Here is an 18,414-nt window from a genome sequence, read left to right as displayed (position 1 = left end):
GCATTCCCCTTCGACGTATGCACACAAGCTCCTCTGTGGGAGCGAGCTTGCTCGCGATAGCGGTGCATCAGCAACATTCCGGCCAGTTGTTTATCGTGGCTCCACGAGACTAGCCAAGACCGACACCGCCTTGCGCCATTGCCTACAACTACGCCAGAATCCGCCGGCTTGTGCACCTTGGGTAGCGTCGGTAGTTTGGGACCTGTCACTGCTCATCAGTGATCGGGTTTAGTCGCCCAGGGTGAAACAGGTTGTGCAAGGCGTCATCCAGTCAGGATTCCCATTCTGCACTTGATGGTGGCTGTGCGCAGGGCGTCCTCGGACGCGCCGGTTTCTTGTTTCCCCGGTCGACTAACCTGCGTACAGCTGCCTCCCATCGTTTAGTCGCGAGAGGGTGATGGCTCCAACTACAGGAAGCAAGACAATGGCAAAAGTGACTCCAAATCCCCCAGATACAGACGAACACGTCTCCCGCTCCCAATCCGCTCGAAATAAAAAACTCGACGAAGCTGCCACGCGTGCTTTGGATTTCTACCTGAAGCCTACGCCTGAGAAAGAAACGTCCGACAAGCCCAACACCATCTTCCGTATCGCACCGGATGTTGATTCGGAATGTCTGCTTGCCAATCTCAGTGAAAACCTGGCTTCGGCTAATGCCATGATCAGTGATTTGGCGTTTGATCTTGAGGGATCGCGACGGCATGTGGCGTTGGGGATTTTGCAGGTGATTGAGGTGAGTGAACTGTTGGCGAATCGGGCTTTGGATATTGTTGAGGTGAGGTAGTGAGGGGCCGCGCTTACCCCGGGTATGAAAAAAAGGTCTTGCATGGCAAGGCCTTTTTTGTGGCCGGTCGCCCGACAGCGGCCAGCCAGGACACATGATCGATTGTGATGATGGTCCTCAATATTTCGCCCGGCAGGTCGTTAGCCTTATCTGTCCTCCCTTATCAAGGAAGTTGCCGTGTCCGAAAATTTTTACGCACCACCTTTGGCTCAACTGGAGACCATTGTTGAACAGCCATCCGAGTTTTATGTGGTGTCGCCAGCAAAGCTTCTGACACTGGCGATTCTGACGTTTGGCTTCTATTTCTATTACTGGTCATACAAAAACTGGAGCCTGTACAAGCAATCCACCCAGGCAGATATCTGGCCGTGGGCGCGCGGCCTGTTGTGCATATTTTTCATTCACCAATTGTATCGGCGCGCGAATGAGAAAATCCGCGGCAGTGGTCGTACATTTGAGTGGGATTATGAACAGTGGGCAACTGTATACGTGGTGCTGACGGTCGGTGCCAGCCTATTGAATGCAGTGGCGAAGCGCGTCGATGGCTTTGCATTTCTGACCGGTTGGTTACTGCTGGCGATTCCACTGCGGGCCTATGTGGTGAGCCGAAGCCAACCGATGATCAACTTCGCCGCCAATGATCCTCAAGCGTCGAGCAATTCGCGTTTTACCTTATGGAATTACCTCTTCATGGCGTCGGGAGTTTTGCTCTGGGGGCTGTCACTGTTGGGTGTCTGGGTCCGTTATCGTTGAGCCGAATAGGGATGGTGGTGACTCAGCCGAAGGTGGTTTGTTTGAATAGGTTGGGGTGAGGCGACGCGGTGTTTATTGGGGGGCGTGGGATTTTGGAGGGGCTGACACCGTCTTGCGCCATTGCCTACAACTACGCCAGAATCCGCCGGCTTGTGCGCCTTGGGTCCCCTAGGTAGTTTGAATCCGTCACTGCTCATCAGTGATCGGGTTTCGCAGCCCGGACTCTATAGGCGCACAACGTCACCTTCGAAAGCAGATCGCCCATGTCTGTGATTTCGTCAGAGGTAGCTGTGCGTGGGAGACCCTCGGGTCTGCCGGTCCTAGAGTCCCGGTCTGCGAACCCGCGTACAGCTGCCACCCCAACTTCGTTTCGCAGCGAATGGTGGTAGCTCCAACAGACTCTAGGAGCTTTACCATGGCTAAAATTACACCGAACCCGCCAGCTACCGACGAAGCAGTGTCTCGTGTTCAGTCTGCTCGTGATAAGAAGCTTGATGATGCCGCCACGCGGGCTTTGGATTTCTATCTGAAGCCTACGCCTGAGAAGGAAGCGTCCGACAAATCCAACACCATTTTCCGTATCGCACCTGATGTTGACTCGGAATGTCTGCTTGCCAATCTCAGTGAAAACCTGGCTTCGGCGAATGCCATGATCAGCGATTTGGCGTTTGATCTGGATGGGTCACGGCGACACGTGGCGTTGGGGATTTTGCAGGTGATTGAATTGAGTGAGCTGCTGGCGAATCGGGCTTTGGATATTGTTGAAGTGAGGTAGGGGCGGGGCGTAGGCTGCCCTCCTAACGTAAAAAAGGTCTTGCTTGGCAAGACCTTTTCGTATCCGAGAGCTCCGAAACGACGAGCGCTCAGATTGCCCAACAACCTGTTGGACAATTGTGCACGTCAGCAGGACATCAGTGGGGGCGGTAATCGGCAAGCCGTCTCTCAAAGTACTGTGCCGTCTCCTGATCAGTACAGTACAGGTAGCACCCTTTCATCCCACGGGTCATCAGTGTTCGGTAGGTGTTTTTGATGATCAGATCCGTCTCTTTCTGCGCGAAATCAGGCTGCTCTTTCATCAGTTTCTTCCAGCCCCGAATGGATTTGTCGTGCTTGTCACGCTTATGCGGCGATGTGAGTACTTGCCCGTCACGAACGATCAAATCTGGCCCGATGATCACGCCTATATAGTCGACTTCCAGTCCCTGGCAGGTGTGGATGCAACCGACCTGTTCAATAGAGTTATCCGCAATGATCCACAAACTGCCGTCCTGATCCAGGTTCCATTGGCGCGCATAATCATCGCCGATCACGATATCGGACGCCTGGGGATCCTTTTTGCTGAGCCAAGGCCAGCAGTAACCTGCGACTACGCGAGCTTTGTTTCCGTGGTTTTTTTGCTCAATGGCAGCGTGCATTGCCTGCGGGGTGTTGAACACTTTGAACTCGTACTCGCATGTGTCGAGTAGGGGATTGGCGGTCGGTCGAATAGCCAATATGTCGTCCAACCACGCTAGATAACCGTCAGAGCCGCTGCAGCGGAACTGGGAGGATAGTATGTATTCCTCCACGGTTGCGCCTTTGGATTTCGCAAAGGTACGAATCTCCTGCTTGCTACCAATGTCGCTCAAGGTCACGCGTTGATCTTCGTCGATAAAGAAAATCGAGCACTTCGCTGAGTTAATCAATTCCTTAATTTGGTTCTCGCCCAGGTTTCCATAAAGGCCGCTTTTCTCGTTGAGCCTGTGAGCTTCGTCAACGATGAGTGCGTCGAACGTGTTGGGCTCGGTTTCGATAAACGCACCCGAGCCAGAAAAGAAATTAGAAAAATGACTACGTTTGATCGTACCGACCAGTTTGCTTTCGTAGACCTTGCGTGGTGCGGCGTTTTTCGAGACGTATTTGCTCAGCAACTTTAACCCGGTGAGTCTTACCAGCAAGTTAATTGCCAAAACGGTTTTTCCGGTCCCCGGGCCGCCCTCGATGATTAGCACCTTTGGCGTTGCTATGGACGCTTCACTCGCAGCAACCAGCGCTGACTCGAATATTTCCTTTTGGTCGTCAATCAATACGAACTCAGGTTTGCCTTTCATGAGCCCGCCAAGCGCCTCGGCTAACGCTTTGGATGGCCGAATTTTTCCGTTGGAGAGTTCGTAAAGAACCTCCTTGTTGTCGCCATGGGTGATGTGTTTTTTCAGGAATGTCCGTAGTTTCGTCAGTTCCTCAGGGCCTTTGAGGAACAACGGAGCTTTACTGGTATGGGCTTCGTAGTGGGCAGAGTCGATGACGCCGTCACTGACATAGTTGTGTAGATAGGCGCAGGGGCGTATTTCGATGCTTTTGTCATAGACCGCTTCGTTGAAGCCTTCCAACAGCGCTGCGTACGACCATACCTGATAGGACGGGTGAGTGGTTTCAACGAGACCGCCACCCAAGGCGGTTTTTACAATCGCGTCCTTGGTGGTTGCACTCGCCTTGCTCCATTGCTTCAGTTCGATCAATACGGCTTTCTTTGCTAGGTTTACATCGCGACCGGTGAGCAAAAAGTCGATGCGTTTTGACGATTGTGGGATATGCAACTCGATAGCCAAGCCAGCGTTACTGGGGAGGTCATCATCTCGAAGCACTTTGGCCATGTACGTCAGTGATCCCTGCCATGACCTGATTTCTGATGCGCCAACCTTCTTGCCCGTGGCCTCCTTGAAGTGCCTGAGGATCACTTCTTCAATGTCGTCGTTATCGTTATCTTTCAGGAATTGCTGTTTGGTCGCAGCGTAAACGATCACAAGAGATCCTTAGGGCACTGAAGGTCAGAGTTGGTCATACTTTTTGCTGGTGCTTTTGGCTTTGTCGACGGGGTATTTCTGACCGTTCAGAGCAAGCTTATTCGTGACCGCTTCGTTGAGGTCGACGCCGAGCACGCTGCTCAGGCGGACTAGGTACATGAACACATCGGCTAATTCGTCCTTCACGGATTGGGCGGTTGTGGGATTCTTAGCGGCAGCCAATGAATCGGCTTCGCTCATCCACTGGAAAACTTCGCATAGCTCACCCATCTCGCCTGTCAGTGCCAAAAGAAGGTTTTTAGGCGAGTGGAATTGCTGCCAATCGCGATCATCTGCAAAGTGCTGAAGCGATGTTGCAAGATTTTCCACGTCGATTAACTGTTGGGGTTTGCCATCTGCCTTGCTCACAAGCTTTCCTCTCGTTTGCCGCCAGAACGTGAGCAACTGCCACGTCAGAAATCTAGAGATGGATTGTAAGAGTTTTCTTTTGAGGTAGTGGGCTTTTCGCTGATTTGCCCTTCGACAGCTGACTCAGTCAGGCGTTGGTTTGGGATGCTTGGTAACGGTCCTTGACCTCGGCCACGCTCAGCCATTTACGGCGTGAATGCACCACTCGATGGCAGTTGGCACATAGTAAAGCCAGGTCTGCGAGCTTGGTTTTATCGCCAGGTTGGAGCGTATGCAATGGCTTGGTGTGGTGCACATCGATAACGCCTTCGACGTCCGGACCATATGTTTTACTGAAGTTGAAGCCACAGGCTTCGCACAGGAGAGCACCGTGCTTCTTAAGCGCTTCGTCTTTTTTTCGGTTGACGAGTTTTTTGTCTCTCTCCCGTACACGGTGTACTCGGGTTAACACTTTTCCTTCTTCTGCCTCGAAGAAGCCCGGTTCTTCTTCCGCGCTTAAATCTATTGGCGTAGTAGACGTTGTGCCGACGTTTGCCTTAATGGCTGCTACTACTGCGGCAAGGTGCTCGGGATTATTAGCGTATTCAAGCCATACCAACTCTTCGTCTTTATTACCTTTCGCAAGACCTGTACGACCGGTGTTGGTGTAACTCGGATCCCAGCGACGGAAATTGTTGAGCTTCATGCAAACACCATTGGCATTACGAAAGCTCTGGTTCTTACTCACTCCGGTGGCATTACCGATGAGATTAAGACTCTCTGATAAGGCTTGGACTTCCGGATGGTTCACGCCGGGTAAACCATTGCGGTGAAGAAGATACAGGTTCAGGGCTAGGACGAGTTCGTCGCGGCTCCAGGGCGGGTTGGATTGATTGCTGGCGGGTGAAGAAGACATGGCGGGGGGCTATCCGTAGGGTTCCCGTTTCGCTGTAGGAAACAGCGCAATACGCCGTAAGAATATTCTCTTCTGGTGGCGTTTGGGAATCATGCGGCGTTCGAATGGCCTCTACCTTGAGGACGGAGGAGGATTTCTTGCACGAGCGTAGCTGGGCTGACAGACGAAGCTCGGATGGTGATCGGATATTCAGGCATTAAAAAGCCGGCTTATGGCCGGCTTCTCGTTGACTAACTCAGTTCGTTTTTGACAAACCTCACCAGCCTTCAAAACGTACATCCGGCTCTTGCGGCCGGCTGTGGGACTTGGTCAGAAAGTGATCTGCCTTGTCGGTGCGAGGCATGGGCTCGCAAATGTGGGGCGGAGGGTACTCGGGTTTTCTTTAGAATCCAAGTGGTAAGTGGTGTGGAATCATTGGGTTATCGGTGGTTCAGGGGGAAAGCGGGGGGCTGCTGCGCAGCCCAGCGGGAGCAAGCTCCCTCGCCACGGGGGGATGCAATTGCTTCAGTCGAATACGGGTGGTCTCTGTTTGTTGAGGGTTGACCACCAGAACACCCAGCCAATCACGCGGATGTTCTGCGCGTCGATCTGCTCGGCACTGAAGACTTCGTCCGGATACGCAGCGTTGTTATGGCTGCGCAGCCGTAGCCGATTACCGGGGATGCGGTGCAGGTATTTGATGCGGAGCATGCCGTCGTGTTCGAGGGCATAGATTTGGCCGTCGACGATTTGGGTCAGGCCGCGGTCGATGGCGAGGGTGGAGCCGTCTTCGATGCGTTCGGCCATGCTGTCGCCGACCATGGTGATGCAGATGGCGTCGCTGGGGTTGATTTCGAGGGATTCGAGGTGGCTGCGGGGCAGGCGGATGGATTGGTCGGGGATTTCGACGATGTGGGTTTTGGTTTCGCCGGGGGCGACGGGGACTTCCTTGTAGAAGGGCAGTTCGATGTCCGTGGGTTCCGGCACGCTGTAGACACCATCGTTTTCGGCGGCTTCATAGGTGATGCCGGGGCCGAGGCCCAGTGGGGTTTGCGGGCCTTCGCCGCGGGCGAGCCACTCTGGGCTGACGGTCAGCAGGCTGGCGATGGAGTGGATGCGTCCCGCTGGGATGCCACGGTTGAACCAGTTGTTCACGTGCTGCGACTTCACGCCGTATAACTTCGCGAAGTCAGCGGATCGAATGTTGGCTTCTTTTAGAAGGGCTCTGAAGCGGTCGCCACTGGAAAGTATTTTCATAAACGGAAAGTTTAGGGGCGACTGTGTTTTCGGCAATAAACAAGTCGTGCAAATATATAAGACGATCTTTCCGTTTGCGGGATTTGAAAGGCGCGGGGTAAACGGGCTTAAACGTTGTTAATACGTGATTGTATTAACCGTTATTAAGGCATAAAAAACCCCGGTGCAAACCGGGGTTCTTCTTCAAATTCAGTCTCAGCCTTTGTAGGCGGCGGCCGATTTGAGGATCGCTTCGCGGGCGGCATCAGCGCCGGCCCAGCCTTCGATCTTGACCCACTTGCCTTTTTCGAGATCTTTGTAGTTCGCAAAGAAGTGTTCGATCTGCTGGATCAGCAGCGGTGGCAGGTCGGTGTATTCCTTCACGTCGACGTACAGTTGCGACAGTTTGTCGTGTGGCACTGCGATGACTTTGGCATCGCCGCCGCCGTCGTCGGTCATGTTCAGGATGCCGACTGGACGGGCGCGGATGACCGAGCCTGGGGCCACTGGGTATGGGGTCACGACCAGTACGTCGAGGGGGTCGCCGTCGTCGGCCAGGGTGTTGGGGATGTAACCGTAGTTGGCCGGGTAGAACATCGGGGTGGCCATGAAACGGTCAACGAACAGGCAGTCGCTGTCTTTGTCGATTTCGTATTTGATCGGGGCGTGGTTGGCCGGGATTTCGATCGCGACGTAGATGTCGTTCGGCAGGTCTTTGCCAGCCGGAATCTTGCTGTAGCTCATTGGGCGGTGCCCCCGTTAGTTGACCAGAACACTGGTCGGATTGACCAAAAAGTGGCGGCGATTATAGGCATATTCAGCCGTCGATGCCACGTCAGCAGGGTCTTAGAGACCTTAGTATGACGCCTGATAGACCGGATCTTCGGCCTGAAGTTGCCGCAGCCGGGCCAGCGGATCCTGGCGGTAGAAGGCCTTGAGCTGTTCGTAGACCTTTGGGTAGGCCTGGTGCAGCAGGTCCGGGGCGCTGAAGAAGTATTCGCTGGTGACGGCGAAGAACTCGGCGGGGTTTTCGGCGGCGTAGGGATCGATGAGGGTTTCTGCGTCTGGATCGTGGTCGAGCTGGCGGTTGAGGTCGTTGAAGGCCTGCTGCATGGCCTCGGCCCAGTCGCTGACGCGCATGTCGGCGTGCAGTGGCGGCAGGCCGTTGGCGTCGCCGTTGAGCATGTCGAGTTTGTGCGCCAGTTCGTGGATCACCAGGTTGTAGCCTTCCCAGCCGCCGCTGGCCATCACGCCGTCCCACGCCAAGATGATCGGGCCCTGGGGCCAGGCCTCGCCGCTGTGTTCGCCGTCCCATTCGTGCTCGATGCCGCTGGCATCGCGGTGGCGCTGGGGGCTGAGGAAGTCGTCGGGGTAGAGGACGATTTCGTGGAAGCCCTGGTACCAGTTCAGCTCGCCCAGGTGCATCAGCGGCAGTTGGGCCTGGGCGGCGAGGAGCAGGCGTTGTTCCTGGTGCAGTTCGACGCCGGGCAGGGCGGTCAGGTGTTTGTCATGCAGGAACAGCACGCAGGCTTCGCGCAGCCACTGGTCCTCGGCGTCGCTGATGCCGTCGAGGAAGCTCAGTTGATGGCGCACGCGTTGCCAGGTGTCCTCGGCCACGGGGTGCTTGGCGAGGGTGCGCTGGCGGCGCCAGGTGCTCAGGGACCACATGGTGATCAGGCTTTCGAGGCGCGCTGGTTCAGTTTGCTGCGGACCAAGCTGATGATCATCGGCAGCAGCGACACGAGGATGATGCCCACCACCAGCAGCGACAGGTTCTGCTTGATGAACGGTACGTTGCCGAAGAAGTAGCCGAGGGTCACCAGGCCGCCGACCCAGAGGACGGTGCCGAGGACGCTGAAGCCGAGGAAGCGCAGGTAGTTCATCTTGCCGACGCCGGCGACGAAGGGGGCGAAGGTGCGGATGATGGGCAGGAAGCGCGCCAGGGTTACGGTCTTGCCGCCGTGTTTGTCGTAGAAGTCGTGGGTCTGCTGCAGGTAGTCGCGGCGGAAGATTTTTGAGTTGGGGTTGCTGAACAGTTTTTCGCCAGCGGTGCGGCCGATGAGGTAGTTGGTGCTGTCGCCGAGGATGGCGGCGAGCATCAGCAGGCCGGCTAGCAGCAGTGGGTCCATGGCCCCACCGGCGGCGACGGCGCCGGCGATGAACAGCAGGGAATCGCCGGGCAGGAAGGGCATCACCACCAGACCGGTTTCGCAGAAGATCACCAGGAACAGGATGGCGTAGACCCAGGTTCCGTAGTTGGTCACCAGCAGGTCGAGGTAGACATCCAGATGCAGGATGAGGTCGAGGGGGTTGAAATCCATGTAGGCACCTGTGGTGGCGGCCTGGCTCGGCAGGCTTTGGGTCTGGCTTCTTAGTAGGGCTACAGAGTGTGTAGCTTTTTCTTACAAGCTGGGAAGAGCGGCATTATACGGCGCGGATTGTGAAGCGCGTGTTGAGTTTGTAGCCGGGGATTTCGGCGGTGTTATGGCTGGGTGGAGGGCTCTTGTGGCGAGGGAGCTTGCTCCCGCTGGGGCGCGGAGCGGCCCTAAACCCAGCCGACTCGATCATCTGAAATACCGCATGCTCAGGTTTTGGGGCTGCTGCGCAGCCCAGCGGGAGCAAGCTCCCTCGCCACGGGGTGTGGTGTTGTGTCAGGGGGGAGGGGATAAATCCCCTCACCACAGAGGTATTGGTACTGGCTCAGAGCCCTTCGCTGATCGGCAATACGTAGTTCTTGAACTCGGTGTCTTCCTTGAAGCCGATCGACTCATAGGTTTTCTGCGCGACCTCGTTGTTGCTGCTGGTGGAGACGCGCATGCGCACGGCGTTGGTTTCCTTGGCCATTTTTTTGCGGTGCGGATCAGGTTGTCGGCGACGAGTTGGCGGCGGGCGTCTTCGGCGACGTAGATGTCGTTGAGGATCCACACGCGCTTGAGCGACAGCGAAGAGTAGCTCGGGTAGAGCTGGCAGAAGCCCAGCAGCCGGCTGTCGTCGTCATCCGGCAGGGCCAGGTAGATCACCGATTCCTTGCGGCGCAGGCGTTTTTCAAGGAAGGCTCGGGACGAGTCCGGGTAGGGCAGCGAGCCGTAGAATTCCCGGTATTTGACGAACAATGGGGTCAGCAGGTCCAGGTGTTCCAGCGTCGCTTGGATAATCCGCATGGTAGGTCTCGCTTGAAAGGTCGACATGAAGTCTGACAACAACGGCGGACTGCCGTGCCAAGATGCTGCCTGAAAGCGGATCAAAAGCGCAATGCAGTTCCGGATCAGCTTGGGGGCGGCGCCAGTAGGAAATTACCTTTCATATCGGCGGCGTTTTCCGCGTCTAGAGTGTGGAGCTGGGCTTCGTCCTTCAGATTCACCCCCGAGAGCTGTCGGCGACAGGCTTCGCGCATCAGGTAGATCAGGCGATGCGCCGCCATGCCGTAGCTCAGGCCTTCGAGGCGCACGTTGGAGATGCAGTTGCGATAGGCATCGGTCAGGCCGACCTTGGGGGCGTAGGTGAAATACAGCCCCAGGCTGTCGGGCGAGCTGAGGCCGGGGCGTTCGCCGATCAGGATCACCGACATTTTTGCGCCGAGCCGCTGCGCCACTTCATCGGCCACCGCGACACGGCCCTGTTCCACCAGCACCACCGGCGACACCGACCAACCGTCAGCGGCGGTCTGTTCTTCCAGCCGCGCCAGGAACGGCAGCGTATGCCGGTGCACCGCCAGCGCTGACAGGCCGTCGGCCACCACAATCGCCATATCCACGCCGCCGGGATGGGCCGTGGCGTAGTCATCGAGGATTTGCGCCGAAGCATCGTCGAGCCGTCGGCCCAGGTCCGGGCGCTGTAGATAGCTGTGTCGGTCGGCCGCCGCGCTGTGCAGCAGCAGGCTTTCGCGGCCGCGTTCAGTCAGTTGCGCACGAATGCCCTGATGGTCGAACGCCAGGTGCACCGCATCGCGGGCCTGGGCGTGGGCGTACTGGAAGTCCAGTTGCGCCGAGGTCGGCAGGCTGGTGCCGGTGCGACCCAGGGCGATGCGTGCCGGCGTGAGGTTGCGTAGGTTCAGCCAAGGGTTTTGCGAATCGACAGGTTTTTTATCCATGAGCAGGTCTCTCATCCCCAATGTGGCTTATCCCAAATGCGCGAGGGCGTGACGAAACGCCGGAGGCAGGTTGTCGCCGAACCGCACCCGGCCGTCGGCCTGGGTGAAGATGCCCATGTTCGCCAGCCAGGTTTCGAATTCCGGTGCCGGTTTCAGGCCCAGGGTCTGGCGGGCGTAGAGGGCGTCGTGGAACGAGGTGGTCTGGTAGTTGAGCATGATGTCGTCGGAGCCGGGGATGCCCATGATGAAGTTGATCCCGGCCACGCCCAGCAGGGTCAGCAGGGTGTCCATGTCGTCCTGGTCGGCTTCGGCGTGGTTGGTGTAGCAGATGTCGCAGCCCATCGGCACGCCCAGCAGCTTGCCGCAGAAGTGGTCTTCGAGGCCGGCGCGGATGATCTGTTTGCCGTTGTACAGGTATTCCGGGCCGATGAATCCTACAACCGTGTTCACCAAAAACGGCTTGAAATGCCGTGCCACGGCGTAGGCTCGCGTCTCGCAGGTCTGTTGATCGACGCCGTGGTGGGCGTTGGCCGACAGCGCGCTGCCCTGGCCGGTTTCGAAATACATCAGGTTGTTGCCGAGGGTGCCGCGATTCAGGCTGAGTCCGGCGTCGTAGCCTTCTTTCAACACGTTGAGGTTGATGCCGAAACTGGCGTTGGCCGCTTCGGTGCCGGCGATGGACTGGAACACCAGGTCCAGGGGCACGCCACGGTTGGCCGCTTCAATGGAGGTGGTGACGTGGGTCAGCACGCAGCCTTGGGTGGGGATGTCGTAGCGCTGGATGATGGCGTCGAGCATTTCCAGCATGGCGCAGATCGAAGCGGTGCTGTCGGTGGCCGGGTTGATGCCGATCATGGCGTCGCCGTTGCCGTAGAGCAGGCCGTCGAGGATGCTCGCGGCGATCCCGGCGGGTTCGTCGGTGGGGTGGTTGGGTTGCAGGCGGGTGGACAAGCGCCCGCGCAGCCCGAGGGTGCCGCGGAACTTGGTCACCACGCGGATTTTCTGCGCCACCAGTACCAGGTCCTGCACGCGCATGATTTTCGACACGGCCGCGACCATTTCCGGCGTCAGGCCCGGGGCCAGCGCCCGCAGGCTCTGTTCATCGGCGGCGTCGCTGAGCAGCCAGTCGCGAAAGCCGCCGACCGTGAGATGGCTGACGGCGGCGAAGGCGTGTTTGTCGTGGGTGTCTACGATCAGCCGGGTGACTTCGTCGGATTCGTAAGGGATCAGCATTTCTTGCAGGAAATGGCTGAGGGGCAAGTCAGCCAGCGCCATTTGCGCGGCCACCCGTTCACCGTCATTGAGCGCGGCGATTTCAGCCAGGAAATCCCCCGAGCGCGCCGGGCTGGCCTTGGCCATCAGCTCTTTGAGGCTGTCGAAGCGATAGGTCTGGGCGCCGACGGAATGGGCGAATGCGGCCATGGGCGGTGTCCTCCTGGTTCTCTAAAAAACTTAACACCACAGATCCAACCCTGTGGGAGCGGGCTTGCTCGCGAATGCGGTATGTCATCCGACACCTGCGCTGAATGACACACCGCATTCGCGAGCAAGCCCGCTCCCACAAGGGCGGGACTGCGTGCACTTCTATATGGCAGGCACCGGGCCCTCGGCCCGGCGCCGGTGCAACTTCAGATACCTGTGAGCATAGCGTCCGCCGGTGCATCGGAGCGTTGCTTGGCGGTCAGTTGGAAATACAGGTAGCCGACAATCATGAAACCGAGGAACACCAAACCAACCACGGTGTTGAACCAGGCCATCGCCACCAGACACACCACCGCCAGGAACAGCGCGATGCCCGGTACGATCGGGTAGCCCGGGGCGCGGAAGGTGCGTTCCAGGTTCGGTTCGCTCTTACGCAGCCTGAACAGGCTGAGCATGCTGATGATGTACATCACGATGGCACCGAACACCGACATGGTGATCATCGCCGCCGTCAGGGTCATGCCTTGCAGGTTGACCAGGCCATCGCTGTAGATCGCCGCGATGCCGATCACGCCACCGGCCAGGATCGCCCGGTGCGGGGTCTGGAAGCGCGACAGTTTCGCCAGGCCCCGTGGCAGGTAACCGGCCCGGGCCAGGGCGAAGAACTGGCGCGAGTAGCCGAGGATGATCCCGTGGAAACTCGCCACCAGGCCGAACAGGCCGATCCACACCAGCATGTGCATCCACGTTGAGTTATTGCCGACCACGGCTTTCATGGCCTGGGGCAGCGGGTCGTTGATGTTCGACAGGGTGCGCCAGTCGCCCACGCCGCCGGCCATGATCATCACGCCGATGGCCAGGAACACCAGGGTCAAGATGCCGCTGACGTAAGCGCGGGGAATCGTGCGTTTCGGGTCCTTGGCTTCTTCGGCGGCCATGGCCGCGCCTTCGATGGCGAGGAAGAACCAGATCGCGAAGGGGATCGCCGCGAAAATGCCTGGGATAGAGGCGAGGCTGAATTCATTCGAGCCGGACCAGCCGTTGAGCACGAAATTGCTGAAACTGAAGCCCGGCGCGACCACGCCCATGAACACCAGCAGTTCGGCGACCGCCAGCACGGTGACCACCAGCTCGAACGCGGCGGCAATGCTGACGCCGAGAATGTTCAGGGTCATGAACACGATGTACGCGCCGACTGCCGCGAGCTTGGGGTCCAGTTCCGGAAATTGCACATTGAGGTAGGCGCCGATGGCCATGGCGATGGCCGGGGGCGCAAAGACGAATTCGATCAGCGTGGCGATGCCGGCGATTAATCCGCCTTTCTCGCCGAAGGCCCGTCGGCTATAGGCAAAAGGCCCGCCGGCATGGGGAATCGCGGTGGTCAGTTCGGTGAAACTGAAGATGAAGCATGTGTACATCAACGCCACCATGAGGGCGGTGACGAGAAAGCCCAGGGTCCCTGCGGTGCCCCAGCCGTAGCTCCAGCCGAAGTACTCGCCGGAAATCACCAGGCCGACGGCGATGCCCCATAAATGCAGGGTGCCGAGTGTGGGTTTGAGTTGGGTGGTAGAAGTCATAAGTCCTCTCTGTCTTTTTTATTGTTTGATCTATTGGACTTTCGGGTTTGCTGTGGAGCGGGCACGCAAGGCTCATGCCAGAGCGGTGGGGCGGTAATTTGATGTTGTCAGTGAGGACGCCATCGCGAGCAAGCTCGCTCCCACAGTGGATCTATGCCAACCCTGGAGAAAGAGTTATCCACAGATCCCTGTGGGAGCGGGCTTGCTCGCGAAAGCGGTTTGTCAGTCACTGATAAGGTGAATGTGCCGCCGTCTTCGCGGGCAAGCCCGCTCCCACAGGTTTTGTGGCGTTATGGAGTTAGAAGAACCCCAACGGATTGATGTCGTAGCTCACCAGCAGGTTTTTGGTCTGCTGGTAGTGATCGAGCATCATCTTGTGCGTCTCACGACCCACGCCGGACTTCTTGTAGCCACCAAACGCAGCATGCGCCGGGTACAGGTGGTAGCAGTTGGTCCACACGCGACCGGCCTTGATCGCCCGGCCCATGCGGTAGGCGCGGTTGATGTCGCGGGTCCACAGGCCGGCGCCGAGGCCGAACTCGGTGTCGTTGGCGATCGCCAGGGCTTCGGCTTCGTCCTTGAAGGTGGTGATGCTCACCACTGGGCCGAAGATTTCTTCCTGGAACACACGCATCTTGTTGGTGCCCTTGAGCAGGGTCGGCTGGATGTAGTAACCGCTGGCCAGGTTGCCTTCGAGTTTTTCCACCTTGCCGCCGGTCAGCAGCTCGGCGCCTTCGCCCTTGGCGATTTCCAGGTACGAAAGAATCTTGTCGAATTGCTGCTCGGACGCCTGGGCGCCGACCATGGTGTCGGTGTCCAGCGGGTCGCCGCGCTTGATCTGCAGGACTTTCTTCATCACCACTTGCATGAATTCGTCGTAGATCGATTCCTGAACCAGCGCCCGGGATGGGCAGGTGCAAACTTCGCCCTGGTTGAAGAACGCCAGCACCAGGCCTTCGGCGGCTTTTTCGATGAAGCTCGGCTCGGCCTGCATGATGTCTTCGAAAAAGATGTTCGGCGACTTGCCGCCCAGTTCCACGGTCGACGGGATGATGTTCTCGGCGGCGCATTTCATGATGTGCGAACCGACTGGGGTCGAGCCAGTGAAGGCGATCTTGGCGATGCGCTTGCTGGTGGCGAGGGCTTCGCCGGCTTCTTTGCCGAAACCTTGCACCACGTTGAGCACGCCTGGCGGCAGCAGGTCGCCGATCAGTTCCATGAGCACGCAAATGCCCAGTGGGGTTTGTTCGGCGGGCTTGAGCACGACGCAGTTACCGGCGGCCAGGGCCGGAGCGAGTTTCCACGCGGCCATCAGCAGCGGGAAGTTCCACGGGATGATCTGCCCGACCACGCCCAGCGGTTCGTGGATGTGATAGGCCACGGTGTTGCCGTCGATCTCGGCGGCGCTGCCTTCCTGGGCCCGCAGGCAACCGGCGAAATAGCGGAAGTGGTCGGCGGCCAGGGGGATGTCGGCGTTGAGGGTTTCGCGCACAGCCTTGCCGTTGTCCCAGGACTCGGTGATCGCCAGCAGTTCGAGGTTCGCTTCGATGCGGTCGGCGATTTTCAGCAGGATCAGCGAACGGGCCTGGACCGAGGTGGCACCCCAGGCATCAGCGGCAGCGTGGGCAGCGTCCAGGGCTTTGTCGATGTCTTCGGCGGTGGAGCGTGGGAATTCGGCAATGGGCTGGCCATTGACCGGGGACGTATTGGTGAAGTACTGACCTTTGACAGGCGCGACGAACTCGCCGCCGATGTAGTTACCGTATTTGCTCTTGAACGAAACGATAGCGCCTTCAGTACCGGGGTGAGCGTAACGCATGATGAGTTCTCCTTGGCTTTTGTGCTTATAAGGGAGCCGCGCAAAATCGAGCGCTGGTATCCAAGCCTAGAGCAAAGGTTGGGCCATTGCCTTGCAGGGCCCGTAAATCAAGACTTTAGGAGGAGTTGGTCAGACAAACGGATGGGGGATGTGACGCTTGCGATACAGCGGGTGTGACAGTTTGTGCCAGATGCGAGACAGTCTGTGACTGACAGGTCGCGCCAGCATTGCAAAGGCGGTTGGGCTGGAGGATGCTGGGCTACACCCAGTTGGCCTGCCAAGCACCGTTGTGGCGAGGGAGCTTGCTCCCGCTGGAGCGCGAAGCGGTCCCAAGGCAGCCAACTCGGTCAGCCTGATACACCGCAAACTCAGGTTTTGGGGCTGCTGCGCAGCCCAGCGGGAGCAAGCTCCCTCGCCACGGGGTAATGTGTCGGCAGGTCCAAAAGGTCCTTCGGGGAGAACAATAAGAAATGCACAGCAACCACTTGAGTCGCCATGCCCAGCAAGTCCTGACGGTCACCCAGGGCAAGGCCCATCTGCAGGGGCCGGGCAGCGACCCGTCGATTGCCCGTTCCTGGCTGCGCTGCCTCGAGGACTATCACCTCGACCCGGCCCAGAACCTGGCGCCGACGGTGCTGGAACATGGCCGGGTGCTGGAAAGCCGCGAGCGCCTGCAACAAGTGCTGCACATCGCCGGCAATGAAATGAACAGCCTGCATCAACAACTCTCCGGCGCCGGCCACGCCGTGCTGCTGACCGACGCCCGTGGCGTGATCCTCAACTGCGTCACCGCCCCCAGCGAACGGAAGATTTTCGAACGGGCCGGTCTCTGGCTCGGCGCCGACTGGAGCGAAGCCTGCGAAGGCACCAACGGCATCGGCACCTGCCTGGTGGAACGCCAGGCCCTGACCATCCACCAGGAAGAACATTTTCGCGGCCGCCACACCGGCCTGACCTGCTCGGCCAGCCCGGTCTTCGACCCCCAGGGCGAACTGCTGGCGGTGCTCGACGTGTCCTCGGCCCGGCCGGACGTGTCGCGCCAGAGCCAGTTCCACACCATGGCCCTGGTCAACCTCTCGGCGAAGATGATCGAGAGCTGCTATTTCCTCCGTTGCTTCGAGAATCAGTGGCTGCTGCGCTTTCATTTGCAGGCCGAGTCCGTGGGGCTGTTCAGCGAAGGGTTGCTGGCGTTCGACGGCGAAGGGCAGATTTGCGCGGTCAACCAGAGCGCGCTCAACCTTTTGGGGCATATTCGCGGCGGTCTGCTGGGCCAGCGGGTGGAAGAGTTTTTCGACTGTTCTTTGGACGAGTTGCTCGGTCGCGCCAGCGCCCAGGCCAGCGCAAGTTGGCCGTTGCGCACCCGTGACGGTCGGCATCTGTTCGCCGTACTGCGCGGCCAACCCCGCAGCGTCCCGGTGCCGGTCGCCCCGGCGCTCAAGGTCATCGAGCCTGCGCGATTGCCGGGCATCTGCCTGGGAGATGCGGCGTTGCAGGAGCATTTTCGCAAGGCATTGCGGGTGTTCGAGCGCGACGTGCCGCTGCTGATCCACGGCGAAACCGGCTCCGGCAAAGAAGCCTTCGCCAAGGCTGTACACCACGCCAGCCAGCGCGCCGGCAAACATTTTGTAGCTCTCAACTGCGCGGCCATCCCCGAAAGCCTGATCGAGAGCGAGCTGTTCGGTTATCGCGGCGGCAGCTTCACCGGAGCGCGCAAGGAAGGCATGCGCGGCAAGCTGCAACAGGCCGATGGCGGCACGCTGTTCCTCGATGAAATCGGCGACATGCCTCTGGCCTTGCAGACCCGTTTGCTGCGGGTGCTGGAAGATCGCCAGGTGGTGCCCATTGGCGGCGAGCCCGAGGCGGTGAACGTGCGCATCATCAGTGCGACGCACCGGCAACTGCTCGACCGGGTGCAAGATGGCAGTTTTCGCGAAGATTTGTATTACCGGCTCAACGGCCTGGAGATCCCGCTGCCGGCGTTGCGTGAGCGCAGTGACAGGTCTCAGTTGCTGGATTTCCTCCTGGCGGAAGAGGCGGGCACCGAAGCGGTGACCGTCGACGAACCGGCGCGCCAGGCCTTGCTGGGCTTCGATTGGCCCGGGAATGTGCGGCAACTGCGCAATGTGCTGCGGACCCTCGCCGCGTTGTGTGACGACGGGCGAATCGGCCTGGAAGACCTGCCGGCGATGATTCGCCAGCGTCCAGCGACGGTGATGGTTGAACCGGTGGCCGAGCGGCCGTTGGACGACGCCGAACGGTTGGCGCTGATCGACGCGCTGGAGCGTCAGCGCTGGCACATGACCCACACCGCCGAACAATTGGGCATCAGCCGCAACACCCTCTACCGAAAACTGCGCAAACACGCCATCGCCCGCTGACAACCATCATCCCCCAGTCAACCCAGCTCCATGTGGCGAGGGAGCTTGCTCCCGCTGGGCTGCGAAGCAGCCCCCAGTTTCTTTCCACCCTGAAACCGAAGGCGACTGCTGCGCAGTCGAGCGGGAGCAAGCTCCCTCGCCACATAAAGCCGGGTCGTACATTCAACATTGCTGCCAACTGACCCACTGCCATCGCGAGCAAGCTCGCTCCCACAGGGAATTTGCGGTGTCGCAGCGGCGGGAAATCGAAACACAAGGTGCGATTTCCCCCTCCCTACGCTAACCTGCGG

15 protein-coding genes and 1 pseudogene are annotated in these 18,414 nt (G+C 58.9%); 4 read left to right on the top strand and 12 right to left on the bottom strand.

All coding sequences use genetic code 11. The features are described 5' to 3' along the window. The first annotated feature begins 424 nt into the window (after nt 1-424). The 3 genes from PFLQ2_RS28220 to PFLQ2_RS28215 all read left to right on the top strand — a co-directional run bounded on the left by PFLQ2_RS28220 (nt 425) and on the right by PFLQ2_RS28215 (nt 2,312). On the top strand, nt 425-784 hold the full coding sequence (locus PFLQ2_RS28220; protein WP_033046302.1) for a DUF6124 family protein: 360 nt from the start codon (nt 425-427) through the stop codon (nt 782-784). 177 nt (nt 785-961) lie between these two features. Beyond that, nucleotides 962-1,537, top strand: coding sequence for a hypothetical protein (locus PFLQ2_RS04075; RefSeq protein WP_003185841.1), 576 nt, complete (start codon nt 962-964; stop codon nt 1,535-1,537). Nucleotides 1,538-1,952: 415 nt separating this feature from the next. Further along, nucleotides 1,953-2,312, top strand: coding sequence for a DUF6124 family protein (locus tag PFLQ2_RS28215; RefSeq protein ID WP_033046301.1), 360 nt, complete (start codon nt 1,953-1,955; stop codon nt 2,310-2,312). Between the two features lie 136 nt (nt 2,313-2,448). Here the strand turns inward: PFLQ2_RS28215 and PFLQ2_RS04080 are convergent, their stop codons facing one another. The 12 genes and pseudogenes from PFLQ2_RS04080 to exaC form a co-directional block, all read right to left on the bottom strand. Next, nucleotides 2,449-4,320 carry a DUF2075 domain-containing protein gene (locus tag PFLQ2_RS04080; protein ID WP_003185837.1) on the bottom strand — a complete coding sequence of 624 codons (1,872 nt, stop codon included), beginning with the start codon at nt 4,318-4,320 and terminating at the stop codon, nt 2,449-2,451. Between the two features lie 24 nt (nt 4,321-4,344). Continuing rightward, entirely contained in the window at nt 4,345-4,728 is a 384-nt protein-coding gene (locus tag PFLQ2_RS04085; RefSeq protein WP_003185834.1) for a nucleotide pyrophosphohydrolase, read from the bottom strand. 127 nt (nt 4,729-4,855) lie between these two features. Next, nucleotides 4,856-5,623, bottom strand: a complete 768-nt coding sequence (locus PFLQ2_RS29130; protein WP_003185832.1) for an HNH endonuclease — start codon at nt 5,621-5,623, stop codon at nt 4,856-4,858. A gap of 504 nt (nt 5,624-6,127) precedes the next feature. Then, nucleotides 6,128-6,859, bottom strand: a complete 732-nt coding sequence (locus tag PFLQ2_RS04090) for a LexA family transcriptional regulator (protein WP_003185830.1) — start codon at nt 6,857-6,859, stop codon at nt 6,128-6,130. 195 nt (nt 6,860-7,054) lie between these two features. Further along, on the bottom strand, nt 7,055-7,582 hold the full coding sequence (gene ppa, locus PFLQ2_RS04095) for an inorganic diphosphatase (protein ID WP_003185828.1): 528 nt from the start codon (nt 7,580-7,582) through the stop codon (nt 7,055-7,057). Nucleotides 7,583-7,693: 111 nt separating this feature from the next. Continuing rightward, nucleotides 7,694-8,506 carry a zinc-dependent peptidase gene (locus PFLQ2_RS04100; RefSeq protein WP_003185827.1) on the bottom strand — a complete coding sequence of 271 codons (813 nt, stop codon included), beginning with the start codon at nt 8,504-8,506 and terminating at the stop codon, nt 7,694-7,696. Between the two features lie 5 nt (nt 8,507-8,511). After that, nucleotides 8,512-9,159, bottom strand: a complete 648-nt coding sequence (locus PFLQ2_RS04105) for a DedA family protein (RefSeq protein WP_003185825.1) — start codon at nt 9,157-9,159, stop codon at nt 8,512-8,514. 379 nt (nt 9,160-9,538) lie between these two features. Next, nucleotides 9,539-9,999 (bottom strand): annotated as a pseudogene (locus tag PFLQ2_RS04110) (GNAT family N-acetyltransferase). A 104-nt stretch (nt 10,000-10,103) separates the two neighbouring features. Further along, nucleotides 10,104-10,928, bottom strand: a complete 825-nt coding sequence (gene eutC, locus PFLQ2_RS04115) for an ethanolamine ammonia-lyase subunit EutC (RefSeq protein ID WP_003185822.1) — start codon at nt 10,926-10,928, stop codon at nt 10,104-10,106. 27 nt (nt 10,929-10,955) lie between these two features. After that, nucleotides 10,956-12,350 (bottom strand): ethanolamine ammonia-lyase subunit EutB, encoded by a 1,395-nt coding sequence (locus PFLQ2_RS04120; protein WP_003185821.1) that lies wholly within the window; start codon nt 12,348-12,350, stop codon nt 10,956-10,958. 206 nt (nt 12,351-12,556) lie between these two features. Continuing rightward, nucleotides 12,557-13,927 (bottom strand): ethanolamine permease, encoded by a 1,371-nt coding sequence (gene eat / locus PFLQ2_RS04125; protein WP_003185820.1) that lies wholly within the window; start codon nt 13,925-13,927, stop codon nt 12,557-12,559. A gap of 298 nt (nt 13,928-14,225) precedes the next feature. Beyond that, complete coding sequence (exaC, locus tag PFLQ2_RS04130) at nt 14,226-15,746, bottom strand: acetaldehyde dehydrogenase ExaC (RefSeq protein ID WP_003185819.1); 1,521 nt, start codon at nt 15,744-15,746, stop codon at nt 14,226-14,228. A gap of 470 nt (nt 15,747-16,216) precedes the next feature. On the opposite strand from exaC, the gene PFLQ2_RS04135 reads away from it, so the two are divergent. Beyond that, nucleotides 16,217-18,124, top strand: a complete 1,908-nt coding sequence (locus PFLQ2_RS04135) for a sigma-54-dependent Fis family transcriptional regulator (protein WP_003185818.1) — start codon at nt 16,217-16,219, stop codon at nt 18,122-18,124. The last annotated feature ends 290 nt before the right edge of the window (nt 18,125-18,414 follow it).

Source organism: Pseudomonas fluorescens Q2-87, assembly GCF_000281895.1.
Taxonomy (GTDB): domain Bacteria; phylum Pseudomonadota; class Gammaproteobacteria; order Pseudomonadales; family Pseudomonadaceae; genus Aquipseudomonas; species Aquipseudomonas fluorescens_S.
The sequence above is the reverse complement of the archived record's forward strand: the minus strand, read 5'-3'. Positions and strand labels throughout refer to the sequence as shown.

What these genes read in the sequence shown, in the direction of transcription:
- PFLQ2_RS28220 (WP_033046302.1), top strand. Translation starts at nt 425, where the DNA reads ATGGCAAAAGTGACTCCAAATCCCCCAGATACAGACGAACACGTCTCC.
- PFLQ2_RS28215 (WP_033046301.1), top strand. Translation starts at nt 1,953, where the DNA reads ATGGCTAAAATTACACCGAACCCGCCAGCTACCGACGAAGCAGTGTCT.
- PFLQ2_RS29130 (WP_003185832.1), bottom strand. Translation starts at nt 5,623, where the DNA reads ATGTCTTCTTCACCCGCCAGCAATCAATCCAACCCGCCCTGGAGCCGC.
- PFLQ2_RS04090 (WP_003185830.1), bottom strand. Translation starts at nt 6,859, where the DNA reads ATGAAAATACTTTCCAGTGGCGACCGCTTCAGAGCCCTTCTAAAAGAA.
- ppa (WP_003185828.1), bottom strand. Translation starts at nt 7,582, where the DNA reads ATGAGCTACAGCAAGATTCCGGCTGGCAAAGACCTGCCGAACGACATC.
- PFLQ2_RS04100 (WP_003185827.1), bottom strand. Translation starts at nt 8,506, where the DNA reads ATGTGGTCCCTGAGCACCTGGCGCCGCCAGCGCACCCTCGCCAAGCAC.
- PFLQ2_RS04105 (WP_003185825.1), bottom strand. Translation starts at nt 9,159, where the DNA reads ATGGATTTCAACCCCCTCGACCTCATCCTGCATCTGGATGTCTACCTC.
- eutC (WP_003185822.1), bottom strand. Translation starts at nt 10,928, where the DNA reads ATGGATAAAAAACCTGTCGATTCGCAAAACCCTTGGCTGAACCTACGC.
- PFLQ2_RS04120 (WP_003185821.1), bottom strand. Translation starts at nt 12,350, where the DNA reads ATGGCCGCATTCGCCCATTCCGTCGGCGCCCAGACCTATCGCTTCGAC.
- eat (WP_003185820.1), bottom strand. Translation starts at nt 13,927, where the DNA reads ATGACTTCTACCACCCAACTCAAACCCACACTCGGCACCCTGCATTTA.
- exaC (WP_003185819.1), bottom strand. Translation starts at nt 15,746, where the DNA reads ATGCGTTACGCTCACCCCGGTACTGAAGGCGCTATCGTTTCGTTCAAG.
- PFLQ2_RS04135 (WP_003185818.1), top strand. Translation starts at nt 16,217, where the DNA reads ATGCACAGCAACCACTTGAGTCGCCATGCCCAGCAAGTCCTGACGGTC.